16 protein-coding genes are annotated in these 22,242 nt (G+C 61.6%); 14 read left to right on the forward strand and 2 right to left on the reverse strand.

Annotated elements, in window-relative coordinates; translation table 11 throughout:
* Window positions 1-62: 62 nt before the first annotated feature.
* The 10 genes from ABD050_RS00405 to ABD050_RS00450 all read left to right on the forward strand — a co-directional run bounded on the left by ABD050_RS00405 (window position 63) and on the right by ABD050_RS00450 (window position 15,633).
* Window positions 63-2,270: a TonB-dependent receptor gene (locus tag ABD050_RS00405; RefSeq protein WP_343887129.1), complete on the forward strand. Its 2,208-nt coding sequence runs from the start codon at window positions 63-65 to the stop codon at window positions 2,268-2,270.
* A gap of 49 nt (window positions 2,271-2,319) precedes the next feature.
* Complete coding sequence (locus tag ABD050_RS00410; protein WP_343887130.1) at window positions 2,320-3,891, forward strand: spinster family MFS transporter; 1,572 nt, start codon at window positions 2,320-2,322, stop codon at window positions 3,889-3,891.
* An 80-nt stretch (window positions 3,892-3,971) separates the two neighbouring features.
* On the forward strand, window positions 3,972-6,179 hold the full coding sequence (locus tag ABD050_RS00415) for a TonB-dependent receptor (RefSeq protein WP_343887131.1): 2,208 nt from the start codon (window positions 3,972-3,974) through the stop codon (window positions 6,177-6,179).
* Window positions 6,180-6,221: 42 nt separating this feature from the next.
* Entirely contained in the window at window positions 6,222-6,782 is a 561-nt protein-coding gene (locus ABD050_RS00420; protein WP_343887132.1) for a cysteine hydrolase family protein, read from the forward strand.
* Window positions 6,783-7,392: 610 nt separating this feature from the next.
* Window positions 7,393-7,965: an RNA polymerase sigma factor gene (locus ABD050_RS00425; protein WP_343887133.1), complete on the forward strand. Its 573-nt coding sequence runs from the start codon at window positions 7,393-7,395 to the stop codon at window positions 7,963-7,965.
* Window positions 7,962-8,939 (forward strand): FecR family protein, encoded by a 978-nt coding sequence (locus ABD050_RS00430; RefSeq protein ID WP_343887134.1) that lies wholly within the window; start codon window positions 7,962-7,964, stop codon window positions 8,937-8,939. Before ABD050_RS00425 ends, ABD050_RS00430 begins: the two co-directional genes overlap by 4 nt.
* A gap of 80 nt (window positions 8,940-9,019) precedes the next feature.
* Window positions 9,020-11,545 (forward strand): TonB-dependent receptor, encoded by a 2,526-nt coding sequence (locus ABD050_RS00435; RefSeq protein WP_343887135.1) that lies wholly within the window; start codon window positions 9,020-9,022, stop codon window positions 11,543-11,545.
* Window positions 11,546-11,639: 94 nt separating this feature from the next.
* The gene (locus tag ABD050_RS00440) at window positions 11,640-13,514 is read left to right on the forward strand and encodes a CocE/NonD family hydrolase (protein WP_343887136.1); all 1,875 of its coding nucleotides are present in this window, start codon (window positions 11,640-11,642) and stop codon (window positions 13,512-13,514) included.
* 40 nt (window positions 13,515-13,554) lie between these two features.
* A complete protein-coding gene (locus ABD050_RS00445; RefSeq protein ID WP_343887137.1) occupies window positions 13,555-14,877 on the forward strand; it encodes a PQQ-dependent sugar dehydrogenase in 1,323 nt (440 codons plus the stop codon).
* Between the two features lie 96 nt (window positions 14,878-14,973).
* Window positions 14,974-15,633 (forward strand): SDR family NAD(P)-dependent oxidoreductase, encoded by a 660-nt coding sequence (locus ABD050_RS00450; RefSeq protein WP_343887138.1) that lies wholly within the window; start codon window positions 14,974-14,976, stop codon window positions 15,631-15,633.
* A gap of 325 nt (window positions 15,634-15,958) precedes the next feature.
* Here the strand turns inward: ABD050_RS00450 and ABD050_RS00455 are convergent, their stop codons facing one another.
* Window positions 15,959-16,258, reverse strand: a complete 300-nt coding sequence (locus ABD050_RS00455; RefSeq protein ID WP_343887139.1) for a putative quinol monooxygenase — start codon at window positions 16,256-16,258, stop codon at window positions 15,959-15,961.
* A 593-nt stretch (window positions 16,259-16,851) separates the two neighbouring features.
* Window positions 16,852-17,343 carry a DUF4232 domain-containing protein gene (locus ABD050_RS00460; protein ID WP_343887140.1) on the reverse strand — a complete coding sequence of 164 codons (492 nt, stop codon included), beginning with the start codon at window positions 17,341-17,343 and terminating at the stop codon, window positions 16,852-16,854.
* 660 nt (window positions 17,344-18,003) lie between these two features.
* On the opposite strand from ABD050_RS00460, the gene ABD050_RS00465 reads away from it, so the two are divergent.
* From ABD050_RS00465 to ABD050_RS00480, 4 genes are all read left to right on the forward strand, one after another.
* Entirely contained in the window at window positions 18,004-18,168 is a 165-nt protein-coding gene (locus ABD050_RS00465) for a hypothetical protein (RefSeq protein ID WP_343887141.1), read from the forward strand.
* Window positions 18,169-18,299: 131 nt separating this feature from the next.
* Window positions 18,300-18,830: an RNA polymerase sigma factor gene (locus ABD050_RS00470; protein ID WP_343887142.1), complete on the forward strand. Its 531-nt coding sequence runs from the start codon at window positions 18,300-18,302 to the stop codon at window positions 18,828-18,830.
* Window positions 18,831-18,866: 36 nt separating this feature from the next.
* Window positions 18,867-19,838: a FecR family protein gene (locus ABD050_RS00475; protein ID WP_343887143.1), complete on the forward strand. Its 972-nt coding sequence runs from the start codon at window positions 18,867-18,869 to the stop codon at window positions 19,836-19,838.
* Window positions 19,822-22,188: a TonB-dependent receptor gene (locus ABD050_RS00480; RefSeq protein WP_343887144.1), complete on the forward strand. Its 2,367-nt coding sequence runs from the start codon at window positions 19,822-19,824 to the stop codon at window positions 22,186-22,188. The genes ABD050_RS00475 and ABD050_RS00480 overlap by 17 nt, the downstream gene beginning before the upstream one ends.
* The last annotated feature ends 54 nt before the right edge of the window (window positions 22,189-22,242 follow it).

Genomic DNA, 22,242 nt, shown 5'->3' on the forward strand with positions numbered 1-22,242 from the left:
GATGAGTCGGAGTTCAAGTAAACGCAATTATAAAAAGGGGACGACAGATGGCTAATGTTAGCATGCGAAAGTTTCAGCTTGGCAGCGTCGCCATGGCGGCCGCACTGACGGCGCAGACCGCCACCGCGCAGACGGCACCCGGTGAGGCGGCGCCCGCAGTTCCGGCGGCAGCGACAGCCGCGCAAAGCGATGGCCTAAGCGATATCGTCGTTACTGCGAACCGCAAAAGCCGCGCGGAGACGCTGCAGAGCGTCGCCGTCTCGGTGTCGGCCTTTTCAGGTGCACAGCTTGAAGCACAGCACGCTGTGACGTTGAGCGATGTCGGCCGCCTGACGCCGGGTGCCCGGCTTGAGTCAAACGGCACCTTCCCGGCTGCCGCAAATTTCTACGTCCGCGGCGTCGGTATCAACACGACCAACCCATCGGACGATCCTACCGTCGGCGTGTTCGTCGATGGTATGTACCTAGGTGTGAATATCGGTGCGTTGACGGATCTCTTCGACGTCGAATCCGTCGAGATCCTGCGCGGACCACAGGGCACTCTCTTCGGCCGGAATGTGACCGGCGGTGCGGTGCTCGTTCGCAGCAAGCGTCCCACCGGCGAGTTCGCTGTGCGCGGTGAGGCACAGTTCGGATCTTTCAAGGAAGCAGACGGCCGCATCTCGATCGAAGGTCCGCTCATCCAGGATACCTTGAATGCCAAGTTGGCGGTTATGTACAACAGTCATGATGGCTACTTCAGCAATGCAGCAAGCCCGTCAGACCGGATCGGCAAAAGCAATGCCCTAATCGTTAAGCCGATCCTCGAATGGAAGCCTTCCAGCACATTCACTGCGACCCTCATTGCCGAGCTTGGTAACGAAATCGACCGGGGAACGCCCACAAAAAACCTGTTAATCAAGCCGTCCGCAAACCTCACGCCGGCGGTTCCAACCGGCGATTTTGATCTGACCGAGAATCTTTACTCACGCACAAGGACCGAATGGCGTCAGGTGATCGGCGAAGGCGTGCTCGATGTCGGCACCGGGAAGATAACGGCAACGGCGAGCTACCGTACTCTCAAGGTCGATGACCAGACCGAAATTGACGGTACCACCGCGCCGTTGTTCCAGTTTAACAGCCCGACCGGGCTGCGGCAGCATCAGGTGACTGGCGAGCTCCTGTACGCGGGTCAGATCGGCGACGCCATCGACCTGACTTTCGGCGGCAACATTTTCAGTCAGCATATGGAGTACCAAGAGAATCGAACGACAGCGAGCAATGCCAACATCGCCACAGGCGGTAGCAGCAGCGCTGGCCGCGGTATCGAGGATCACACGGCTGGAGGCATCTTCGCACAAGCTGACTGGCGATTTGCGCAGAACCTCACACTAACCTTGGGAGGCCGGTACACCATCGAGCACAAGCATGCGCAGGTCGCAAACTTCGGCCAATGTTCGCTGACCTTCTCGACGTGCAACTATGGCACCGATGACGGACATACCTGGCGTGATTTCACGCCCAAAGCTGGCGTGAAATGGCAGCCGACCAAGGATCTGACGATCTACGGCTCCTATACCCGCGGCTTCCGGTCGGGCGGCTACAACCTTCGCAACTCGGTCGGTCTGGCGGGGCCGTATGATCCCGAAAACGTCGATGCCTACGAGATCGGAATCAAGTCGCAACTGTTTGACCGCCATGTGCGCGCGAACGTCTCGCTCTACCGCAACGACTTTACGAATCTGCAGCGGCAGGTCTTGACCCCGCAGGCCCAGCAGCGGGTGATAAACGCGGCCAGCGCCCGCATCCAGGGCGTTGAAGGTGAGCTGACCATCGTTCCAGTCCGCGGCCTGTCGCTCGGCGGTACGCTGGCCTACACCGACGCAAAGTATAACTCCTATAACGGCCTCGATCTAACAGGTGACGGCATACCTGATCCGGTACTCGCCGCTCAGTTGAAACTAACTCGCGTACCTAAATGGACATACTCCCTTACTGGAAGCTATGAGACTGCCGTCGGCAGCGCCGGCACGGCATCCCTAAATGTCGCTTATGATCATACTGACAGCCGGGCCCTTAATGAGACGAACACCTATTTCCTCTCGGGTTATGGCCTGCTGAACGCCAGCATCGGTTTTACGACCGCCGATAAGAAATACAAACTCTCGATTTTCGCCAAGAACCTCACCAACACCCTTTATGCCACGACCGGTGTCGATATCGGAACGTTCCGCTCAGTCTACATCGGGGCACCGCGGACCTATGGCGTTACCGCAGGCTTCAGCTTCTAGTTGGTAGAGCCGGGCAGCGGCGCTGCCCGGCTTGCCGGAGACAAATGACATGAGTCTGACCACGCCGGGCGGAGACGGGGAGCGCAGCACCCGCTATCGCAACTACGTTCTTTTTGTCCTTATGCTGGTCTATGTTTTCAACTTCCTGGATCGTCAGGTTTTGTCGATTCTCGCCGAAGATATCAAACATGATTTAGGGATCGGCGACGGCGCGATGGGCTTTCTGCTCGGCACATCGTTTGCTGTTTTTTATGCTGTATTTGGGATTCCACTGGGCCGGGCCGCCGATTTAATAAACCGGACCCGTTTGGTTTCGGCAGGGCTTACATTGTGGAGCCTGATGACGACCTTGTCCGGTTTTGCCAGCAGCTTCATATCACTCGCTTCCTGTCGCATGTTGGTTGGCGTTGGAGAAGCGAGCGCGTCGCCGGCCGTGTACTCGCTCCTCTACGACTATTTTCCCAAGCGTCTGCGAACCACAGCGCTGGCGATATATTCCAGTGGCATTTTCGTCGGCGCTGGACTCGGCTTGATCGTCGGTGGCGTTGTTCTGGACAACTGGAAGCAGGCTTTCCCCTTGCCTGAGATGGCGCCGTTCGGGCTCAGGGCGTGGCAGGCTGCCTTCATCCTGGTCGGTTTGCCAGGACTTGCCCTTGCTGCATGGGTTTTCAGCCTGCGCGAACCGCGGCGCGGCGCGGCGGATGGTGTGACGGTAGAACCGCACCCACGTCCCTTTCACGCGATAGGGGCCGAGTTGGCGGCCCTGCTTCCCTTGAGCGGTCTAATCCTGGTCTGGCGGGCTGGCGGTCGCCGCGCGGCAATCACGAATGTTGCGGCGGCATTGTGCATTGGACTCGGCGCAATGTTGATTATCGCCTTGCTTGGCGGCGCTTCTCAGTGGGGAACGCTCGGCTATGGTATCTATGTCTTCACGACCTGGTGCCAGAATTTGAAGCACCGCGATCCCGAAGCGTTCCACGCCATATTCTCTTGTCGACCGCTGGTGCTTGGAAGCCTTGGTTTTTCGGGCTGCTTTTTTCTCACTGCCGGGGCGCTCGCCTGGCTGGCTGTTTTCTTCCAACGCATCCACGGGGCTTCGACCTCGGAGGTTGGCCTTGTCCTCGGCCTGTCTTACGCGACGATGGGCTTTCTTGGGGTAACCATCGGGGGTGCCATAACCGACCATATGGTTGAGCGTCACGGAGAGCGTAGCCGCTTGGTCGTAGCTGCGGTTGCGGTATCGGTCGCTACCGCAGCGATGGTGGCGATCGTGTTGCTTCCGGGCAAGAACGCGGCGTACTTGATGACGATACCGTTCAACTTTTTCTCCGCGATGTATGTCGCGCCGGGCGCAGCCAATGTGAACAGCCTTGCCCCGCCGCGCAATCGGGCCACGGCATCGGCTGCCTATATCGTCTGTCAGGTTTTCCTGGGGACTGCGCTCGGCCCGTATGTGATCGGCGCGATCAGCGAAGCGATGACAAATGGCGGCGCGTCGCCGGCATCCGCACTGCGGCTAGCCATGCTTGTTTCGCTGCTTGCCACTGTCCCCGCTGTTGCGCTTCTCGTGGCAGCGTACCGGTCATTTTGGCCAAACACCGAGCGGCCGCGCGCGATCTGATCCTAAATCATCTGAAATAAAATCCAAAATCTGATGAGTGATGACTCAGTGTTCAAGTAACTACCAAAAGGGGAAAGTCGATGAATACACAAACCAGATTCTATGCACGTGCATCAGGAACCGCGTTGGCGGTTGTCATCTCGCAGATTTATGGATTTCCGGCCCAGGCCCAAAAGGCAGGGCCATCGGCTGCGACTTCGGCGCCCGTAGAGCAAACCGGGGCTGCAGGCTCAGCTGATCAGCCCATCGGTGACATCGTAGTGACAGCGACCAGGCGTAATGCGTCGCTCCTCGATACGCCGGCCACCGTATCGGTGCTGACATCGGAGACGATCGAGAAAGGGGGCATAAGCCGACCGTCAGATTTTGTGAGATCGATCCCGAACATCACGATCAGCCAAGTCGATCGTGCCGGAGAAGCCTTCGTGACAGTCCGTGGTCTTGCCCAGGCGCGCTCAGCCGACTCGATTGTGGCTGTCATCGTCGATGGAGTTCAGCTCGCCTCGGCCGAGGAGCTCAATCAAGAGTTGTTCGATATTGACCAGATCGAGGTGCTGAAGGGTCCGCAAGGGGCGCTTTACGGCCGCAATGCGATTGGCGGAGCCATAGTCATTCGCACTAAGCCGCCGACCGACTTCTTTCAGGCCACGGCCAGCGCAGGATATGGCAACGCAGATGCATTTAAGGCCACGGCGTCGCTCAATATCCCGATCGCTGTAGACAAAGCGTATCTCCGGGTCGGTGCATATCAGCGCTCCAACGACGGCTTCTTCTATAACGCGACGACAAAGCGCAACGTTGATCCGCTCTTCGAGCGGGGTGCCCGCGCGAGGCTCGATCTCACGCCAACGCAGAATCTTACCGTAAGCATCCGCGGCAATGTTTCGCGATTCGAAGGGGCCGGGGTAAATTACGTGACTCAGATCGGGGTACTCAACACCGACGATACGAGCATTCCGTTTCTCTCCAACGTCATCGGTCGAGACGTGCAGAACAAATATGGGATGAGCGCCGTTGTTGACTATGACGTCGGGCCAGGCAACCTCGTGCTTACCCCGGCGCACACTTATGTTTATGAGCATATTGTGGCAGACGGCTTTCCCTACACTCCTGTTGCCGACACCACACAACGCGCGGCGTTCAAGACCACGACTTCAACTCTGGAACTGAAATATACGTCAAAACCAGTAAAGGGCTTCAGCTACATCGTCGGCGGCTACTACGCCCATATCAATCGGAACGACAGTACCACGACCGGTCAGGACACGGGCAACGGTATCGTAACTGATGGAGTAGGCCCATTCCCCGCCGGCAGCGTCAATCCGACCTTGGCCATCGTCAACGATAAATATATCTACAATGTCTATGCCGCCTTCGCGCAGGTGAATGTTCCGATCACGGAAACGCTAAATCTCGCTGGCGCCATTCGGTACGATCGGGAGCAACGAGAGCAGACCAACATTTCACCGCCGGCCTTTTCGACGTTTAGTGGGAGTGTCCGCAGACAAACATATGAAGGTGTCGAGCCGAAGCTGACCATCAGCTATAAGCCCCTAAACAACCTCAATCTGTACATCGACTACGGGCAGGGCTTCGTCAGCGGCGGGTTTAACCCGGCGCAAACCGCTACGCTCACCAACAACAGCGTCCCCAGCGAGTACGGAAAACAGGTCAATAGAGCGCTGGAAGTCGGTTTCAAAACCAGCTTCCTCGATCGTCGCGTGCAATTGAATGTCGCCGCTTTCCGAAGCCGGGTGAGTAACCTGCAGCAGTTTCAGTTCATTCCGGCAGCGACACTGCAAACGATCAATCCGATCGCCAAGTCGAATATTCAGGGTATCGAATTCGACAGCACGATCCGGTTTAAGCCGTTCACATTTTTCATTGCTGGTGGTCTGACGGACGGCAAAATCAAAAGCTTTCCGAGCGACCCGACCGCGCAAGGAAATCGGCTGCCGAATGTGCCCGAATACACCGTAAATCTTGGCGCGCAGTATGACGCGACGCTCAGCGATACGCTGCGGGGGAGTATCCGAGTGGATTACCAACGCGTGGGTCCACAGTGGTTCGATATCGCGAATACGCCTGGATCGCGGCGGTCGGCGGTGGATCTCGTCGACGCACGCATCAACGTCGGTTCCGACAGATGGACGCTGTCCTTCTTTGGCAAAAACATCTTCGACAAGCGCTACAATGCCGAGTCGATCGTCCTCCTGCCATTCATCCAGGCCCTGACACCAGCATTGCCGCGGACATATGGAGCCGAGTTGAAAGTCGTATTCCGATAAGCAGTGAGCGGGTGTGACGATGGATGCGTCGCACCCGCTTTTATGGACGATTTTTATATGATGAAAATTGACGACATTGAAGTGGGCCGGGCCGCACTTATCCTAATGCACTTCCAGGCCGATGTCTTCGATCTCCTGTTCGCGGAGCGCCAGCCACCGCTATTGGATCAGGCCAATCTGTTGATCGCCTCTTGGCGGCCCACAGGGCGTCCCGTCATCTTCGCAAACTTCGCGCTTGGCGTGGATTACGAGGCGGCAAGCGATCGCAACCGGCTGGTCACCAATCTCACGACCACAGGCCGGTTTCGCGACCCACAGCCAGCGGCCGGATTGGCGATTCTTCCGGATGATCGGCTCTATGCATGTCCCCGCGTCAACGTCTTTTTTGGCACGTCGCTGCATGCTGATCTGCAAGTCCAGGGTATCGATACCTTGGTGATGGCTGGGATAACGAGCAGCGGCGTGGTTCTATCCAGCATAAGTTGGGCCAGCGATGCGGACTATCAGATCCATCTGGTACGCCGTTGCTGCTATGATCCCGATCTTGACGTGCATGAAGGGCTTTTCCGCACGGCCTTCGATACGCGCGCGATCATCGTCTAAATCAGCCTCGTGGCGAGCCCTTGATGCACCGCAGGGGCGATCCTGTCGATCAGCAGCCGGGGTGGGGCGGGCTCGCCCCGAAGGTCGATAATTGGTCGGGACCGCCCTTCAGTTGACTGGTCGTGCGATGACCGCTCCGCGCCCCTTCTACAAAGAGAGGGACCGGTCATCGATCGATCCTGAGTTGATGGTCCGGCTACCGCTCATCAGTATTGTGTGGGCATCCGCTCGGAGCGGCGGCGGCCCGAGGAAGTACATTTAACCCGGTCCATCGCTGGTTTTGCCGGTCGGTCTGGACGACCACGAGCCGGGTCGCTCAAGCTTCTCGAAGAACCGACATGTCGTTTCCGCGACATCGCGCGACGCCGCGCACAACCGATCTGCTCGGCCGCATCGCTAGCTGCTGCACTGCGTGGCGCCTAAAGTAAATCTCGCGTGCTAATTGTGTCCGCCCAAGGGGCCTTTCCACCGGGCTGGGACCGGTGGACCGGGATAAACCGTGCCTTCAAAAATATCGGCTGCGGGCTACGGAGAGAATTACACTTTTCCGCGCGCCGATTGTCTACCGCAAGGACACATCTGGCAGTAGGGGGCAAACCGAACCGCGATCATGATCGACGACAAGGCCATCGAAGACTGGTTCTGTCGAGAGGTGCTACCTCTCGAAGGATCCCTGACGCGCTTCATCCAGCGCAACTGGAGAGTTGCAGACGACGTGATCGATCTGAGGCACGACGTTTATGAACTGGCGATCGGGAGCGCCCGAACCTGCCTGCCATTGGCGACCCGCCCCTATCTGTTCACGATCGCGCGCAATCATCTGATCAACCAGGCGAAGCGCGCGCGGATCGTTTCGTTCGATCTGGTCGCGGATCTGGAAACGGTCGATCGCGCCGTCGATATCTACGAAACCCATCGTCATCTCGATAGCCGTGAGGCGCTGCGCCAGTTCCAGGTAGGGCTTGAAAAGCTCAGCCCGCGGGTCCGCGAAATCGTCAAGTTGCGCAAGATCGAGGGGCTCAATGTCCAGGAAACCGCCGACAGGCTGGGGATTGGCAAGGATGCGGTGAGCCATCAGGTGATGATGGGGATGAGAGCTTTGGCGGATCACATGCTTGGCGGGCCGGGGAAAATCGTTCGCCAGCGGTTTGCCCGCAGCCGCAGCAAGGGTGACGAGTCGTGAGCCGCGCGGAACAGGCATCCGATCGAGCGGCGCAGTGGATTATCGCGCAGGAGGATGGCGACTGGGATGCGAACGACCAGGCGTCATTCGAAGCCTGGCTGGCCGAGGCCGATGGTAACAAGGCCGCCTACTGGCGCCTGAAGTATAGCTGGAAAGAGGCTGATCGCATCGGAGCGCTGGGCGGCAAGCAACGCGGGCCGGCTAACGACCGCGGCTATCGTTGGGGCCGCCCCGGCTGGCTTCCGGCGGCCATCGCCGCCTCCATCGTCGTTCTCATCGGCATTGCCTACACCGCATGGCAGCCGATCTTCCGGCCGAACCCCTCATCCGTGGCGGCCGCTTACGCGACGCCGATCGGCGGCAGGAAGATGGTCGACTTCTCCGATGGCAGCCATGTCCAGCTCAACACCGCCACATCGGTGAGAGCGACGGTCACGGCCCGAAAGCGGGAAGTGTGGGTCGACAAGGGCGAGGCGTTCTTCGAAGTGGCGCATCTGAATGGCCTGCCCTTCGTCGTTCACGCAGGCGATCGCCAGGTCACCGTGCTTGGTACGAAATTCTCGGTCCGCCGTGAGGGCGACGCGGTTACGGTCGCCGTGCTTGAGGGGCGCGTCCGCGTCGATCAGGTGGCCGACAATCATACCGTGCGTTCGGCGGTGATCGTGGGGGGCGACATTGCGCTCGCCCGCGGCCCGGCGACGCTCGTGACGACGCGATCGGAGGAGAGCGTCGAGAGCACCCTGGCCTGGCGGAGCGGCATGCTCGATTTCGATCAGACAAGCCTGTCCGACGCGGCGGCCGAATTCAATCGATACAATGTCAGGAAAATGGTGATCACCGATCCGGAAGCGGCGGCCATCCGCATCGGCGGTACGTTTCCGGCGTCCGATCCCGATGCTTTCGTGCGGCTGCTGCGCAATGCCTATGGGCTCAAGGTCGAGGAAACGGCGTCCACCGTAAAAATTTCTGGCTGAGCATTACATTTTTACGACAGCCGGCTGTCTCCACTTCCGGCGGGCTGCGCAGAGCAGGCGCCGATAAGGGGGACAGATACATGCGGACCATCGGCTTTCCGGTACTTTTGGCATCCAGCCTGTGCATCGTCGCGGTGGCCGCGCCGGTGCATGCGCAGGACCGTTCCTTCAACATCGCCGCGGGAAGCCTGAAATCGGCCCTCGATATGTTCAGCCGGCAGTCCGGCCTGCCGATCATCTACAAGACCGATCAAATTCGTGGCATCCGCTCAGAAGGTTTTCGCGGGACCGCCTCGGCGCAGGCGGCACTTGGCGCGATCCTCGACAAAAGCGGCTTCGTCGCGTGGCGGGACAGGAGCGGAGCGATCGCGATCGTTCGCGCCGCTTCGGCCTCGTCCTTATCGGATGGCGCGGTCGTCGCGCCGGCGGAGAACGCCCTCGCTTCGGCCGATCCGGTTGCCGGGCCAAGCGGCGCCAGCGATCCTGTCGCCGTACCGGGCGACATCATCGTTACCGCCAACAAGAGCCGCCAGCGCCTGATCGACGTGCCCGCAAGCATCACCGCCGAGACTGGAGCGCAGCTCCGCCGGCGCGGCGCCACCCAGTTGGAAGACATCGTCGCCAATACGCCCGGCCTCATTAATCCGGGCGCAGGCGGCGGCAACAACACCAATCTGACGATCCGTGGCGTGACTACGGACACGTCGCTCAATCTCAAGCAGCCCACCGTCGCAGTGCTGTTCGATGACATACCCGTCGATCCCGCCACCGCCGGATTGACCACCACCAATCTGCGCATCGTGGATATCGAGCGTGTCGAGGTGCTGCGCGGCCCGCAGGGAACACTGTTCGGCTCCGGCTCGCTGAGCGGCGCCGTCCGCTACATCACCAACAAGCCCGACATGACCAAATTTTCGGGATCGGTCGAAGGCACCGTTGCCTCGACCAAGGACGGCGCGGGCTCGCAATGGGGCGATGCGGTGGTGAACGTGCCGCTCGTTTCGGATCGCGTGGCGATTCGCGCTGTCGGATACGGGTTCAACGAAGGGGGGTGGGTGGATAACATCCGCACCGGCCAGAGGGACGCCAACCGCAACAAGACCTATGGCGGGCGGATTGCCCTGGCCGCGAAGCCGACCGAAGAATTCTCCATATCGCTGACCGGCGCCTACCAGAACAGCCGCGACTATGCGCTGGGGGACAGCCTCTATGCGCAGCCCGCAGGCATCGACGGCCAGGTTACGACCGAGCGGGCGTCCAATAGCAATACCGCGAAGAGCACGCTCGCAAACCTCGGCCTTCGCTATGATTTCGGCGCGGTGTCGCTGTTTTCGTCGTCGACCTATATCCGCAGAACGGTCGACAGCATCGATGATGGCGGTTTCTACACCGATGCCGTCGCCGCGATCTTCGGCCTTCCGATCGTGGACCATGTCACGCCGGCAAGAACCTTCAACGCCGCCAACATCTACACGCAGGAATTGCGGCTTAGCTCCAAGGGCGGCGGGCCGTTACGGTGGACGGTGGGTGGCTTCTATCTTCGCGCCAACACCGGCGGCGGCCAGACGATCTCTGCACCCGGGCTGGTACCTTTCCTGGGCACCGATAATCTCACCAACCTGCGCAGCACCGGCCGGCAGCAGGAAATCGCCGGTTTCGGTGAGGTGACCTATACGATCGCACACCGCCTGGATCTGACGGCCGGGCTTCGCGTGTCCAGCACCAAGCTCGACATCACCAGCGTATCGAACGGCATTCTTCTGACCGGCGGCCCGACCTTCCTTACGCTGCAGATCCCGCAACGGCAGACGTCTTACGACCCCCGTTTTGCGGTGATGTATCACCCCACCAGCCATGTATCGCTCTATGCGCAGGCATCCCGGGGGTATCGCATTGGTGGCGCCAATCTGACCGCCGGCCTCGGCGGGCCCGGAATTCCGACCTCCTACGGATCGGACAGCCTGTGGAATTATGAAGCCGGTATCAAAGCGAGCCTGCTCGGCGGCCGGCTGCAACTGAACGGCGCCGGCTATTACATCGACTGGAAAAATCTGCAGGTCTCCCTGCTCTCCAACAATATCAACTATACGGGCAATGCCGGTAGCGCCCGAATCTATGGCATGGAGCTGGAAGTAGCCGCGAAGCCGCTTTCCTGGCTGGATGTCGGGGGTTCGATGGCGCTGAGCAATGCGGCGCTGACCGAGGATGCCCCCACCCTGGTCCGGACCACGGGCCTCATCGGCGCCAAGGATGGCGATCGCCTGCCAGCGTCGCCGCGCACGCAGGGCGCCGCCTACGCGCAACTCAACTTCAGCCGCAAGGGTGACGCCGCTTATGTCCGCGCCAGCGGGCAATATATCGGACCATCCTATACCGATTTCGCATCGCAGGGCATTCGGTTCGGCGATTATGCCACGCTCGATCTGCGCGCGGGCATCATCCACAAGAATGTCGAAATCAGCATCTTTGGCCGCAATCTCCTCGATAGTGATGGCGCGAGATCGGCTGCGCCCACGTTTATGGTCGGCCCGGTGCTGGCGCTGCCGCAGGTTGCCTACCGCATCCGGCCCCGCACGATCGGCATCACCGGCCGCGTCGGATTCTGATCACGCTCTGCTGAACCGATTGGGCGCCCCGGCCGTCTGGCCGCCGCCTTCTTTGCCGAAACCGGCGGGAACCAGCCCATGAACGAAGGTACCCATGTCATTCACCCTCAGGTCTAATCTGTTCGCATGCGGCGGGATGGTCGCGCTCGGGATCGCCGCCATGGGCAATCAGGCTGCACGCGCGCAGGCACCGGCGCCCGACGCGCCGCCATCGATCAGCCGGGCGGTGCGACCGGCGACGGCCGCGAGCGTCTTGAAGCGCTCAACCTATGTGGCCATGCCGGACGGCACCCGGCTGGCCGTCGATATCTATCTTCCCGAAGGTTATGCGACCGGCCCACGATTGCCCGCAATCCTGGAGCAGACGCGCTACTATCGTTCGCAGGCGATCGGTGCCGATCCTGTGAAAAGCTGCAAGATCGTCGCGCCGCATTATGCCTTCTTCGCCTTGCGCGGCTATGCCGTGATCGTCGCGGATGTGCGCGGTACAGGCGCATCCTACGGCACGCGACCTGCCGAATTTTCGGATCCGGAGGTGGAAGATGGCTCCCGCCTTGTCGACTGGATCGCGGCGCAGCCCTGGTCGAACGGCAGCGTCGGCGCGGACGGCATTTCCTATGTCGGAACGACATCGGAAATGCTTCTTCGCAACCATAACCCAAAGGTGAAGGCGGTCGCGCCGATATCCGGGGGCTATGATTTCTACGCCGATCTCGATTTCCCCGGCGGTGCCAGGAACAAGTTCTTCATCGGCGGCTGGGGCGCGTTCAACAAGGCGCTCGACGCGGGGCATCCCGAGGCCATCCCCGTGCTGGCACAGCTCGGATGGCACGGGCCTTGTCCCGTCGATGGCGACGAGGATGGCAAGCAGGTGGCGGCTGCCATCGGCGAGCACCAGCACAATCTCGATAGCGCGGCTGAGCTCCGGGCGGTGAAGTTCAGGGACGACGCCTGGGCGTCCGGGGCGGCAGCGTGGCCGGACCCCGCCAGATATCGCCGATCGATCGACGAGCTCCAGACCCCGCTGCTGGCCATCGCGGGCTGGTACGACTCGGGCTATGCCAATGCGGCGATCGAGCGTTTCCGCAACACCACGTCGCGCCAGCAGTGGCTCGTCATCCCGTCGGCTAACCACGGCGTCCGGGCCTTTTACGCGCCCAGTGTGACCGGCCCAATGCCTGCCAACTTCGATGCCGATGCCGAAGTGTTGCGCTTCTTCGATCATTATGTCGCGGGCATGGACAACGGATATGAACGGGAGCCTCGAGTGCGGTGGTTCACCTCCGGCATCGACACATGGCAATCGTCGTCGACCTGGCCACAGCCGACCAAGACCATGACATTGTGCTTCAGCCCGACCAGGACGTTGGAGACCCGACCTTGCGCCGGGGCAGGCACGATCGACTATGTGCCGACCGCCGACGCGCAGACGGGCGACAATACGCGCTGGAACACCACGCTTGGCGGCGCGCCGGTCTATTATGGCGACCGCGCTACCGTCGACCGGCAGCTTCTGGCGTTCACGGGACAGGCGCTGACGTCGCCGGCCAGCGTGACAGGCCATCCCGTCGTGACGCTGGACCTGAAAAATACCACCGCGGATGCGGACTATTTTGTCTACCTTGAGGAAGTTAAGCCATCAGGGGCTGCTTTCTACGTGACCGAAGGCGTGCTCCGGGCATCCCACAGCGCGATCGGACCCGTCGGCTACGCAAGCACTTTACCGACGCATTCGGACCTGGCGGCGGATCAGCTGACCGATACGGCCAACCGCCGTATCAAACTGGCGATCCGGCTCCAACCAACCTCCCATGTATTCGCCAGGGGATCCCGGATCCGTCTGGTAATCGCGGGGACGGACAGGGCGCATTTCGATAGCCCGTCGCTGGAGGGCCAGCATTGGACGATCCGTGTCGGCCGGGCGGGATCGCAACTGCAACTCCCGCTCGCGACCGGCACTGGCGGCTGAGCAGGCCACCATTTGCAACAGTGACATCGGCGAAACGGCAATGCGCAGACACCTCCTCATAACGTTCGGTCTTTTGGTGGCTGCGATCGCGGGTGCGATCCTCTGGTTCAGCATCCCGGACGAGGCGCGCCTGAGTGTCGAGGCGGTGAGCGGCGCCAATCCGGCAATCACGCCTCCCCGGCCGCAATGGTTTCCAACGATGCGTGTGGCCGCCGCCAAGGGATGGGCGCCCGGTGCCATGCCGACTCCCGCGGCCGGGCTGCGGGTCAATGCCTATGCGACGGGGCTCGTCCATCCGCGCTGGCTCTACCGCCTGCCGAATGGCGATGTGCTCGTGGCGGAGACGAATGCGCCGCCTGAAAAGGACAGCGGCTCGATCAAAGATTGGGTAGCGGATCAGACGATGAAGAAGGCCGGCGCTGACGTCCCGTCGCCGAACCGGATCACGCTGTTGCGTGACGCCGATCAGGACGGCGTCGCGGAATACCGAAGCACGCTGATCGCCGGTCTGAACTCGCCGTTCGGCATGGCCCTGCTCGGTGGCTACCTCTACATCGGGGATAGCGATGCGCTGGTGCGGGTGCCGTTTTCCGTCGGGCGCGTCCACATAACCGCGAAGCCCGAAGTCGTGGTGAAGCTGCCGCCGGGCGGCCACTGGGCCCGCAACGTGATTGTCGCCCCGGACGGAAAATCCTTGTTCGTGACCGTCGGATCATCCACCAACATCGCCGAAAACGGGATCGCGGCCGAATTTCATCGCGCGGCCGTGTGGAAGGTCGATCCCCGGGCAAAGACCTTCTCGATCTACGCGGAGGGGCTGCGAAACCCCAACGGACTGGCGTTCGAGCCCCATTCCGGCCAGCTTTGGACGACGGTGAACGAGCGCGACATGTTGGGGTCGGACCTCGCTCCCGACTACATGACCCACTTGGAGGCCGGCGAGCATTTCGGATGGCCCTGGTATTATTGGGGCGGGCATCAGGATCTGCGGGTGACGCCCGCCAATCCCGCGCTTCGCGCCCGTTTGACGCGGCCGGATTTCGCGCTCGGGCCGCATACGGCGGCATTGGGGCTGACCTTCGCGGCGGAGGCGCGGCTGGGTCCGGCCTTCGCCAATGGCGCCTTCGTCGGGGAGCACGGCTCCTGGAACCGGGTACCCGCGTCGGGCTACAAGGTGGTCTTTATACCGTTCGGAACCAACGGCCAGCCGCTCAAGGGCGGCAAGCCCGCCGATGTGTTGACCGGATTTCTCGACGCCAACGGCCATGCGCAGGGGCGGCCGGTCGGCGTGACCATCGATAGGACTGGCGCCCTCTTGGTGGCGGATGATGTCGGCAACATAGTCTGGCGCGTCAGTCGATAAGCTGCGCGACCACTTTTCTGATCGCCCGAGTAAACGACCGGTCTATGGCGATTCCGCTACGGGCGATTTCCGCTCGATCTTGCCAGTCTCGCCTCGGTGGCAGCGTTCGGAGCACGCTTGCGAAGTGCGCGGACTTCGCTTGATCTCCTTGTCAACAATGCGGGGGTCATGGCGCCTCCGCAGCGTCAGGAAACGGAGGACGGGTTCGAGCTGCAGTTCGGCACCAACTATCTCGGTCATTTCGCGCTGACCGGCGAACTGCTGCCGCTGCTCCGACGCGGTGATCGGCCGACGGTCGTGACGCTATCGAGTGTTGCCGCGCGGAGCGGTGTCATCAACTTCGACGACCTCAATGCCGAGCAGAGCTATGTGCCGATGCCGGTCTATGGTCAGTCGAAGCTGGCCTGTCTGATGTTTGGCTTGGAGTTGCAGCGGCGCAGCATCGCCGGTGGCTGGAACCTGACCAGTATCGTCGCGCATCCGGGGATCTCGCGCACCGACCTTTTGCATAACGCACCCGGTCGCTGGAGCGCGGCTGGCCTGACGCGCAGCTTCCTCTGGTTCCTGTTTCAGCCCGCAGCGCAGGGTGCTCTGCCCACACTCTATGCAGCGACGGCGCTCGATGCGACGCCCGGAGCTATTATGGTCCGCACGCGCTCGGCGAGACGCGCGGCTATCCGGTCGCAGCAAAGGTCCCGGCGCAAGCGCTGGGCGAAGACGTTGCACGTCGGCTTTGGGATCATTCGGAAGAGCTGACTGGCAGCTTCGCTTGCGCCGCGACACGTTGAATCCCGGAAGGCTTTGCAGGACCCGTCCGCCCTTGGTTGATCTACGATGTATCCATGCAAAGCTGAGCGTCCGCTCACATCGAAAACTGCCATCCCAGTAGGAGCCGGGAACGACGGTTTTGTCCCATTTTCTACCGTCTCCCGCCCGCTTCGGCGGCGGCTTCACGCGCGTTTTACCGAGATGAACAGATGTCTGAAGGTGGGGATCGCGACAGCACCGCTGGATGTCGCATTTTGGGTCAGATCGGTCCCGCTATAATGAGGGCAGGTTTAGTTGTTCGTCTTACGTGCGGTCAGTCAGCGACGTCGACGGGCTGCGTCGCGATGATTTCGGGCCGGGCGGCTGCGAGGTCGCGAGCCGCCAGGCCGAACGCCTTGAAATGGTCGGACGCCATGTGCGCCCGCACGGCGGCGTCATCGGTGTAGAGTTCATTGAAAACGAACCGCCGATCACCGTCGGTCTCGCGCCACAGATCATAATGGAGCACGCCGGATTCGGCACGCGATGCTGCCACGCAGATGCGAGCCGCCGCAATGAATGCGTCGTCCGCGCCGGGCTTGACGGTGACGAAGGCGACGATTTTAACGGTCATGACTTGCTCCTGCGATATGCTCCGACCTGCTCTTTCCAAGGTGTCGAGGCAAGGGATTGTGTCTGATTGATACCCGGTCCTGCCTTGAAAGGCGCTCGCGAAACCCGGCGCTGATGGCGAAGTCAGCAACGACGCCCACGCGACCCACTCTCGCACCGGCGTTGGATATGACAACGTCGCCCGGTGCGGGCGACGCATGTCGTCGCAGCACCGGCTTCGTGCGATGACGTTCGAAGGGGACCTCAGGTAGCCACCATCTACCTCCTGTCGCATTGTTGTTGCATGATTGACCCGTCGGCATCGCAACCGACCACAATGGATTGTCACGCCGACATTTGAAGCACTATTGTCGGCGAGGCGATGACATTCACGAGTGTCCGCTCAAGAAGCTCAGATTGCTCCGCGTGAGGCAGAGATTGGGTCATCGCTACGGCGATGTGCCCGGACCAAAGATACGATACGAACAGCCTGCCCTGAATCGCGAAGGTGCAAACCCAGCCTCCGTCCGCTCTTCAGGCGCGGTTAGCGCCCGCGTAAGGCTCGGAATATCAACGATGGTCTAACCCCAGATTTTCAGCTTTTTACGCGCACGGTCAGCCCGCGGCCATGCCCTCCATTGCTCGCAGCGGGGTCTGCTCGAACGTGACGGGCTTCCCGACCGCGCCGTAGAGGGTTGCCGCCAACGGTGCTTCGAGCGTTCCCGCACCGATCTTCACGCTGATCCTGGCAGCGCGTACGCTTTGATTGCGGGGAAAGACCGGATCGGCAACCCAGCGAATCTCTGCCGCCGCGCGGTGGCCGGCGGCGAGCCGTACCGGCATCATGACCGGGCCGGGATGCATCTCGCGGGGCACCTGCCGCAGGGCCGGTAGTATGCGGTTGTTCGCATCGCGGAGCTGCACTTTTGGCAACGCCGCCACCATGCAATCTTTACCGATATTGCGGATCGAGAACTCGGTTCCCGAATGCGACATCCCGTTAAAGTCTCCATCGCGGCCGTCGAGCGACACGCGAAGCTGATCCACCCGACAGGGCGGCAGTGGCGGGGAAGGCTCCGCGAGCAGCAGTATTGCGAGGATCGGCATATTTCATCTCCAATGGGCGGTTCTCATCGGCCCACCGAGGTGAACAGGTGATGACGGCGCTCGATCGCTCAGTGGATCATCGCTACCACCCCCGCAAAGCGAGATCGAGGCACTCGAATGTTGGCAGCAGCTTGGGTTGCGTGACCAGAATACTCGTCGGGCTGAAGGAGCGACCACGACGGGATCGGATCCGCTTCGTGCATTCGAACATGAATGGTCGTCCAGTTCCGTGTACCCGCCTCAACGCTCTCAACGTCGTTTTCTGGGTCGTTCGCCTTCTTTGCGAAAGTGGCGTTGACAGTATCCGGCGTGCCAAGCGAGCCGCTACTCCCGAAAAAAGAGGAGTGAGAAGGTGGCAATTAGGTTGCGAATTCGGTAGGGAAAAATCGCCGCCAACGCCCCAAGAACTTGGGGGTATCGTTGGGGGTATCGCCGAAAAACGGAGGAAATTTCCTTTCGTTTTTCAATACATAATTCTTCATTTGAGTAGGTGCCGGGCCCACCACAGCTACCTTTCATCTCTTCATATGGTACCAGAATGCCCTTTTATAACAAAGGTATACTGGGCTCTGTTCGACCATGTCTTCTCAAGGGAAATCACCAGTTCTCAGCGAAGCTGAGATATCCCTGATGACATCGGACTCCGATTTGGGGGTATCGGTGACTCTGACCGTTGCAGAAGCGAAAAGCGCCAAAGCGGGCGAGAAAAACTTCGCGCTTGCGGATTCCGGAGGGCTTTTCTTCCTCCTCACAAAAAGTGGCGCGAAATCGAGGCGCTACGAATATCGCTCCGTTTCACCGACCCAAGCCGTCTTCGCACGATGACACGGCAGGGCGTAACGCACGGATTATAATGGAGTGAATTTGCGACTCGTCGCGACCCCAACCAACTTGTCAGATTCGGCCTTACCCGCGTAGACGCGCTCCCTCGCTTGCGATTGGGGAACTTTCGAGCGGTGGAGAACGCGAGCTTCGATGTGAGAGAAAGCGATCTCATTGCCGCGTTCATGGCGCACCGGGCCCAACTCGCCCGGTTTCTTCGTCTTCGATGCGGCGAAGACGGCGTCGAGGACATTCTCCACGAATTGTGGCTCAAGGCACAGGCGGTGGATACGCCGATCGACCGTCCGCTCGCTTATCTCTATCGAATGGCCGACCGGCTCGTGCTGGACGGACGGCGTGGTGCCGCGCGCGGCCGAACCCGCGATAGCGATTGGGGCTATATCCATGAACAGCTCAGCGAGACGGTGGTGCAACCGATCGCCGAGCGCACGCTGATCGCGCGCGAAAGGCTCGACGCGGCCGATGCCGTGCTGAAAAGTGTCGGAGACAGGGCGGCGCGGATTTTCCGGCATTATCGCATCGACGGAATGGATCAGCGGGGGATCGCGCAGGAACTCGGCGTCAGCGTCAGTACGGTGGAGAAGGATTTGCGCAGAGTCTATGACGCGCTCCTGTCGCTTCGCGAGCGTTTCGATGAGGAATGATCCACGGCCCGGCGTCAAACGGACGAGGAGAGAGCGATGAGCGGCGCCAAGGCGACGGCGAGGTACGAGGCGGTCGATTGGGCGATCCGCGCTCAGGACGCTGCGTTCGACGATTGGGAAGCGCTTGCGGACTGGCTCGCCGCCGATCCGCATCATGCCGTGCTATACGACCAGGCGACGATCGGCGCGGACGACGCCGCGCGCGCGATGCGGCAGGAGGTCACCTCGACCGTGCTTCCGCCCGTCGTTACGGCATTCCCGGCGGCGGCGCGGCTGCCTCGGCGCTGGCTGCCGCTTGCACTGGCCGCCAGCGTGGTCGCAGCGATCGGCGGATCTCTCCTGTATCGAAGTGAGTCAGCGCAGGCGCTCTACACCGTATCGACGGAGCCCGGCGGGCGCCATTCCATCGTTCTGGCGGGTGCTGTGCGGGTGGACCTGAACGGAGACACCAGCGTCACCCTCGACAGAAAAAATCCCCGCTTCGCCCGGATCGACCGCGGAGAGGCAATGTTCACGGTCGAGCATGATCCCCATCGACCCTTCGAACTCCATGCCGGCAACGCGCTCGTGGAGGACATCGGAACACGATTCGATATCGAGCGCGACGGAGAGGTCATGCACCTTGGCGTGGCGCAAGGCGCGGTGCGGGTTACGACGGTGGCAGGCTCGGTTACCGTGACCGCTGGCCAGACCGTGACGGTAGGCGAGAACGGCGGCACCATCGGGCGAGCCGAGCAGGACATTCGGAACATCGGCGGCTGGCGGAACGGGCAGATCGATTTCGTCGATCTCCCGCTTGCGCAACTGGCGTCGCGGCTTCACCGCGCGAGCGGCGCCCATATCGTCGTGACGCAGGATGTCGCCGGCCGCCGGGTATCGGGCAGCATTGTCCTTGGCGCGGATAAAGACGGGGCGTTGGAGGGACTCGGGCCGCTATTGGGAATATCGGTCGACCGTCGCGCTGACGGCTGGATCTGGAGTGGCCGCGTTCGTGCGAAGCCTGACTAGCGGCGTTGTCATCAGCTGTGGCGCGGCGTTTCTGAGTGCAACCGCGGCCGATGCCGCGCCGCGCTATCGCTTCGATCTGCCGGCCGCGCCTCTGGCGACGAGCGTCGCGCGGATTTCCGCCCAGGCAGGGGTCACGATCATAGCAACGACACCGGCGCTACTCGCCGCGCGAGGCCCCTCGCTTCACCTGGACGCATCCGTGGACGAGGTGCTGACGCGCCTTTTCGAAAAGACGCCGGCGCAAGCGATAAGGGTTACCCCGACAAGCTGGCGGATTGTGGCGCGGCGAGCGGTGCAGACCGGCCGACGCTCACGGCCGCCACCTTCCGTTCCGATACCCGCCGATATTGTCGTGACCGCCAGCAAGCATGTCGTTCTGCTCTCGGCCTATCCCGCCAGCATCACGGTGATCGAGGGACCGGCGCTCACCCGCTTTGGCGGCACGCCGGATACCAGCGCGATCGCGCGCCTCGCACCGGGCGTCCAGTCGACCCATCTCGGACCAGGTCGCGACAAGCTGTTCCTGCGCGGTATCGCCGACAGCAGTTTCAATGGATCGAGCGCTGCGCTGGTCGGTCTCTATGTCAACGACGTCAGGCTGACCTACAATGCGCCAGACCCCAATCTGCGCCTGTACGATGTGGATCGCGTCGAAATCCTCGAAGGCCCGCAGGGTACGCTTTATGGCGCAGGGTCGATAGCTGGTCTGATCCGCATCGCACCGCGGCCGCCGGATGCTACGACGCGATCGGGCGATGTCTGGCTCGGCGGTACGGTGATCGCGCACGGCACTGCGGGCGGCGATGCGGGCGGGGTCGTCAACCTGCCGCTGTTCGGCGGAGCCGCGGCGATGCGACTGGTCGGCTATGTCGCGCGTGACGGCGGCTATATCGACGATGCGGGCAGGGGCCGCACCGACGTCAACCGGTCCGATACTCTCGGTGGACGCGTCGCTCTGCGGGTGCCGCTCGAGGCAGATTGGCTGATCGACCTCGGCGCCATCGTCCAGGACATTCGCAATCGCGACGCTCAATATGCCGAGCGCGGCCTGCCGCCGCTGACGCGGTCGAGCATCGCGGCAGAGCCATCGTCCGATTTTTTCCGCACCGGCTATCTTACCGTCTCGGGACGGATTGGCGGCGTCGACCTGACCTCGACCACCGACATCGTCGACCAGAATCTGCGCCAGTCCTTCCTGCCGAATGACGGCAACGCGGCCGCCCTTTATCACCAGAGCGACGCGATCCGGCTCGTATCGGAGGAGGCGCGTCTGTCGAGCCGCAAGGGCGCGGTGCTCGGCTGGACAGCCGGACTGTCCGTGCTCGACAGCCGGACCGAACAGATCCGAACCAGCCTGCTCGACGGGTTCGAACGCTCGCTCGGGCGAGCGCATAATGGGCTTACCGAAATCGCCCTTTTCGGTGAATTGACCGCCCATCTCGGCAGCCGCCTCTCGCTGACGGCGGGCGGTCGCCTGACCTCGGTTCGGCTTGTCGGCCTCGCAAGCGGCGCAGAAGAAAAAAGCGGTGACGCTGCCAAGATTCCCGGAGGGAGCGAGCCGCATTTCAGTGGCGTCCGGCATGAATTTTTCGCGGTACCCTCACTCGCGCTGGGCTGGTCGCCGACCCCGGCATGGCTCGCCTTTGGACGCTTCAGCGAAGGCTATCGCCCGGGTGGGCAGACCGCGAGCGGGATCATCGAGGAGTATGACGCCGATCGGATCGACAGCCTCGAGGTCGGGCTTCGGCTGGCGGCGCATGGCCGTGCGCGCCTGTCGGCCCAATTTTCGGGCGCGATCAGCCGGTGGCGAAACATCCAGGCGGATATCCTCTCGGCGAACGGCCTGCCCGAGACCCGGAATATTGGCGACGGCGAAGTCCGCTCCCTGAGTGCAAGCATGCGTTGGAAGCCCGATGATGCGTGGGAGGTCAAGTTGGCCGCCACGCTTGCGGGCGGAACGGTGACAGGCCGTGACGCCACGCTCGATCAAGTGATCCGCACCTCGCTTCCGAACGTCGCGCGCGACACGCTCGCGGCCTCGGTTGCCTATAGCCGTGCAATTGATGACCGACATCGGATCTCGGCAGGGGCATCGCTCAACCATGTAGGCCGCTCAGTCCTGGGCAGCGATAGTATAACCTCGATGCTGGGGCAGGGCGGGTACTGGCTTGCGTCCGGGGGCGTCGATTTCAGTGTCAGCAGCAGCACCATTTCGATCGACGTCGACAATCTGTTCGATTCAGCTGCCAACAGCTTCGCATTTGGCACGCCCACCTTCAGCTATGACGACCACCAGATGACGCCGCTCCGCCCGCGCAGCATCCGCCTGGGGTTCCGCCACACATTCTGATCGACCGTTTTACGGTTTTCCGCGCAGCCCGGCGTCGAAGGGCCAGAAGGGGCG

The sequence above is a fragment of the Sphingomonas oligophenolica genome (assembly GCF_039522915.1).
Lineage (GTDB): Bacteria > Pseudomonadota > Alphaproteobacteria > Sphingomonadales > Sphingomonadaceae > Sphingomonas > Sphingomonas oligophenolica.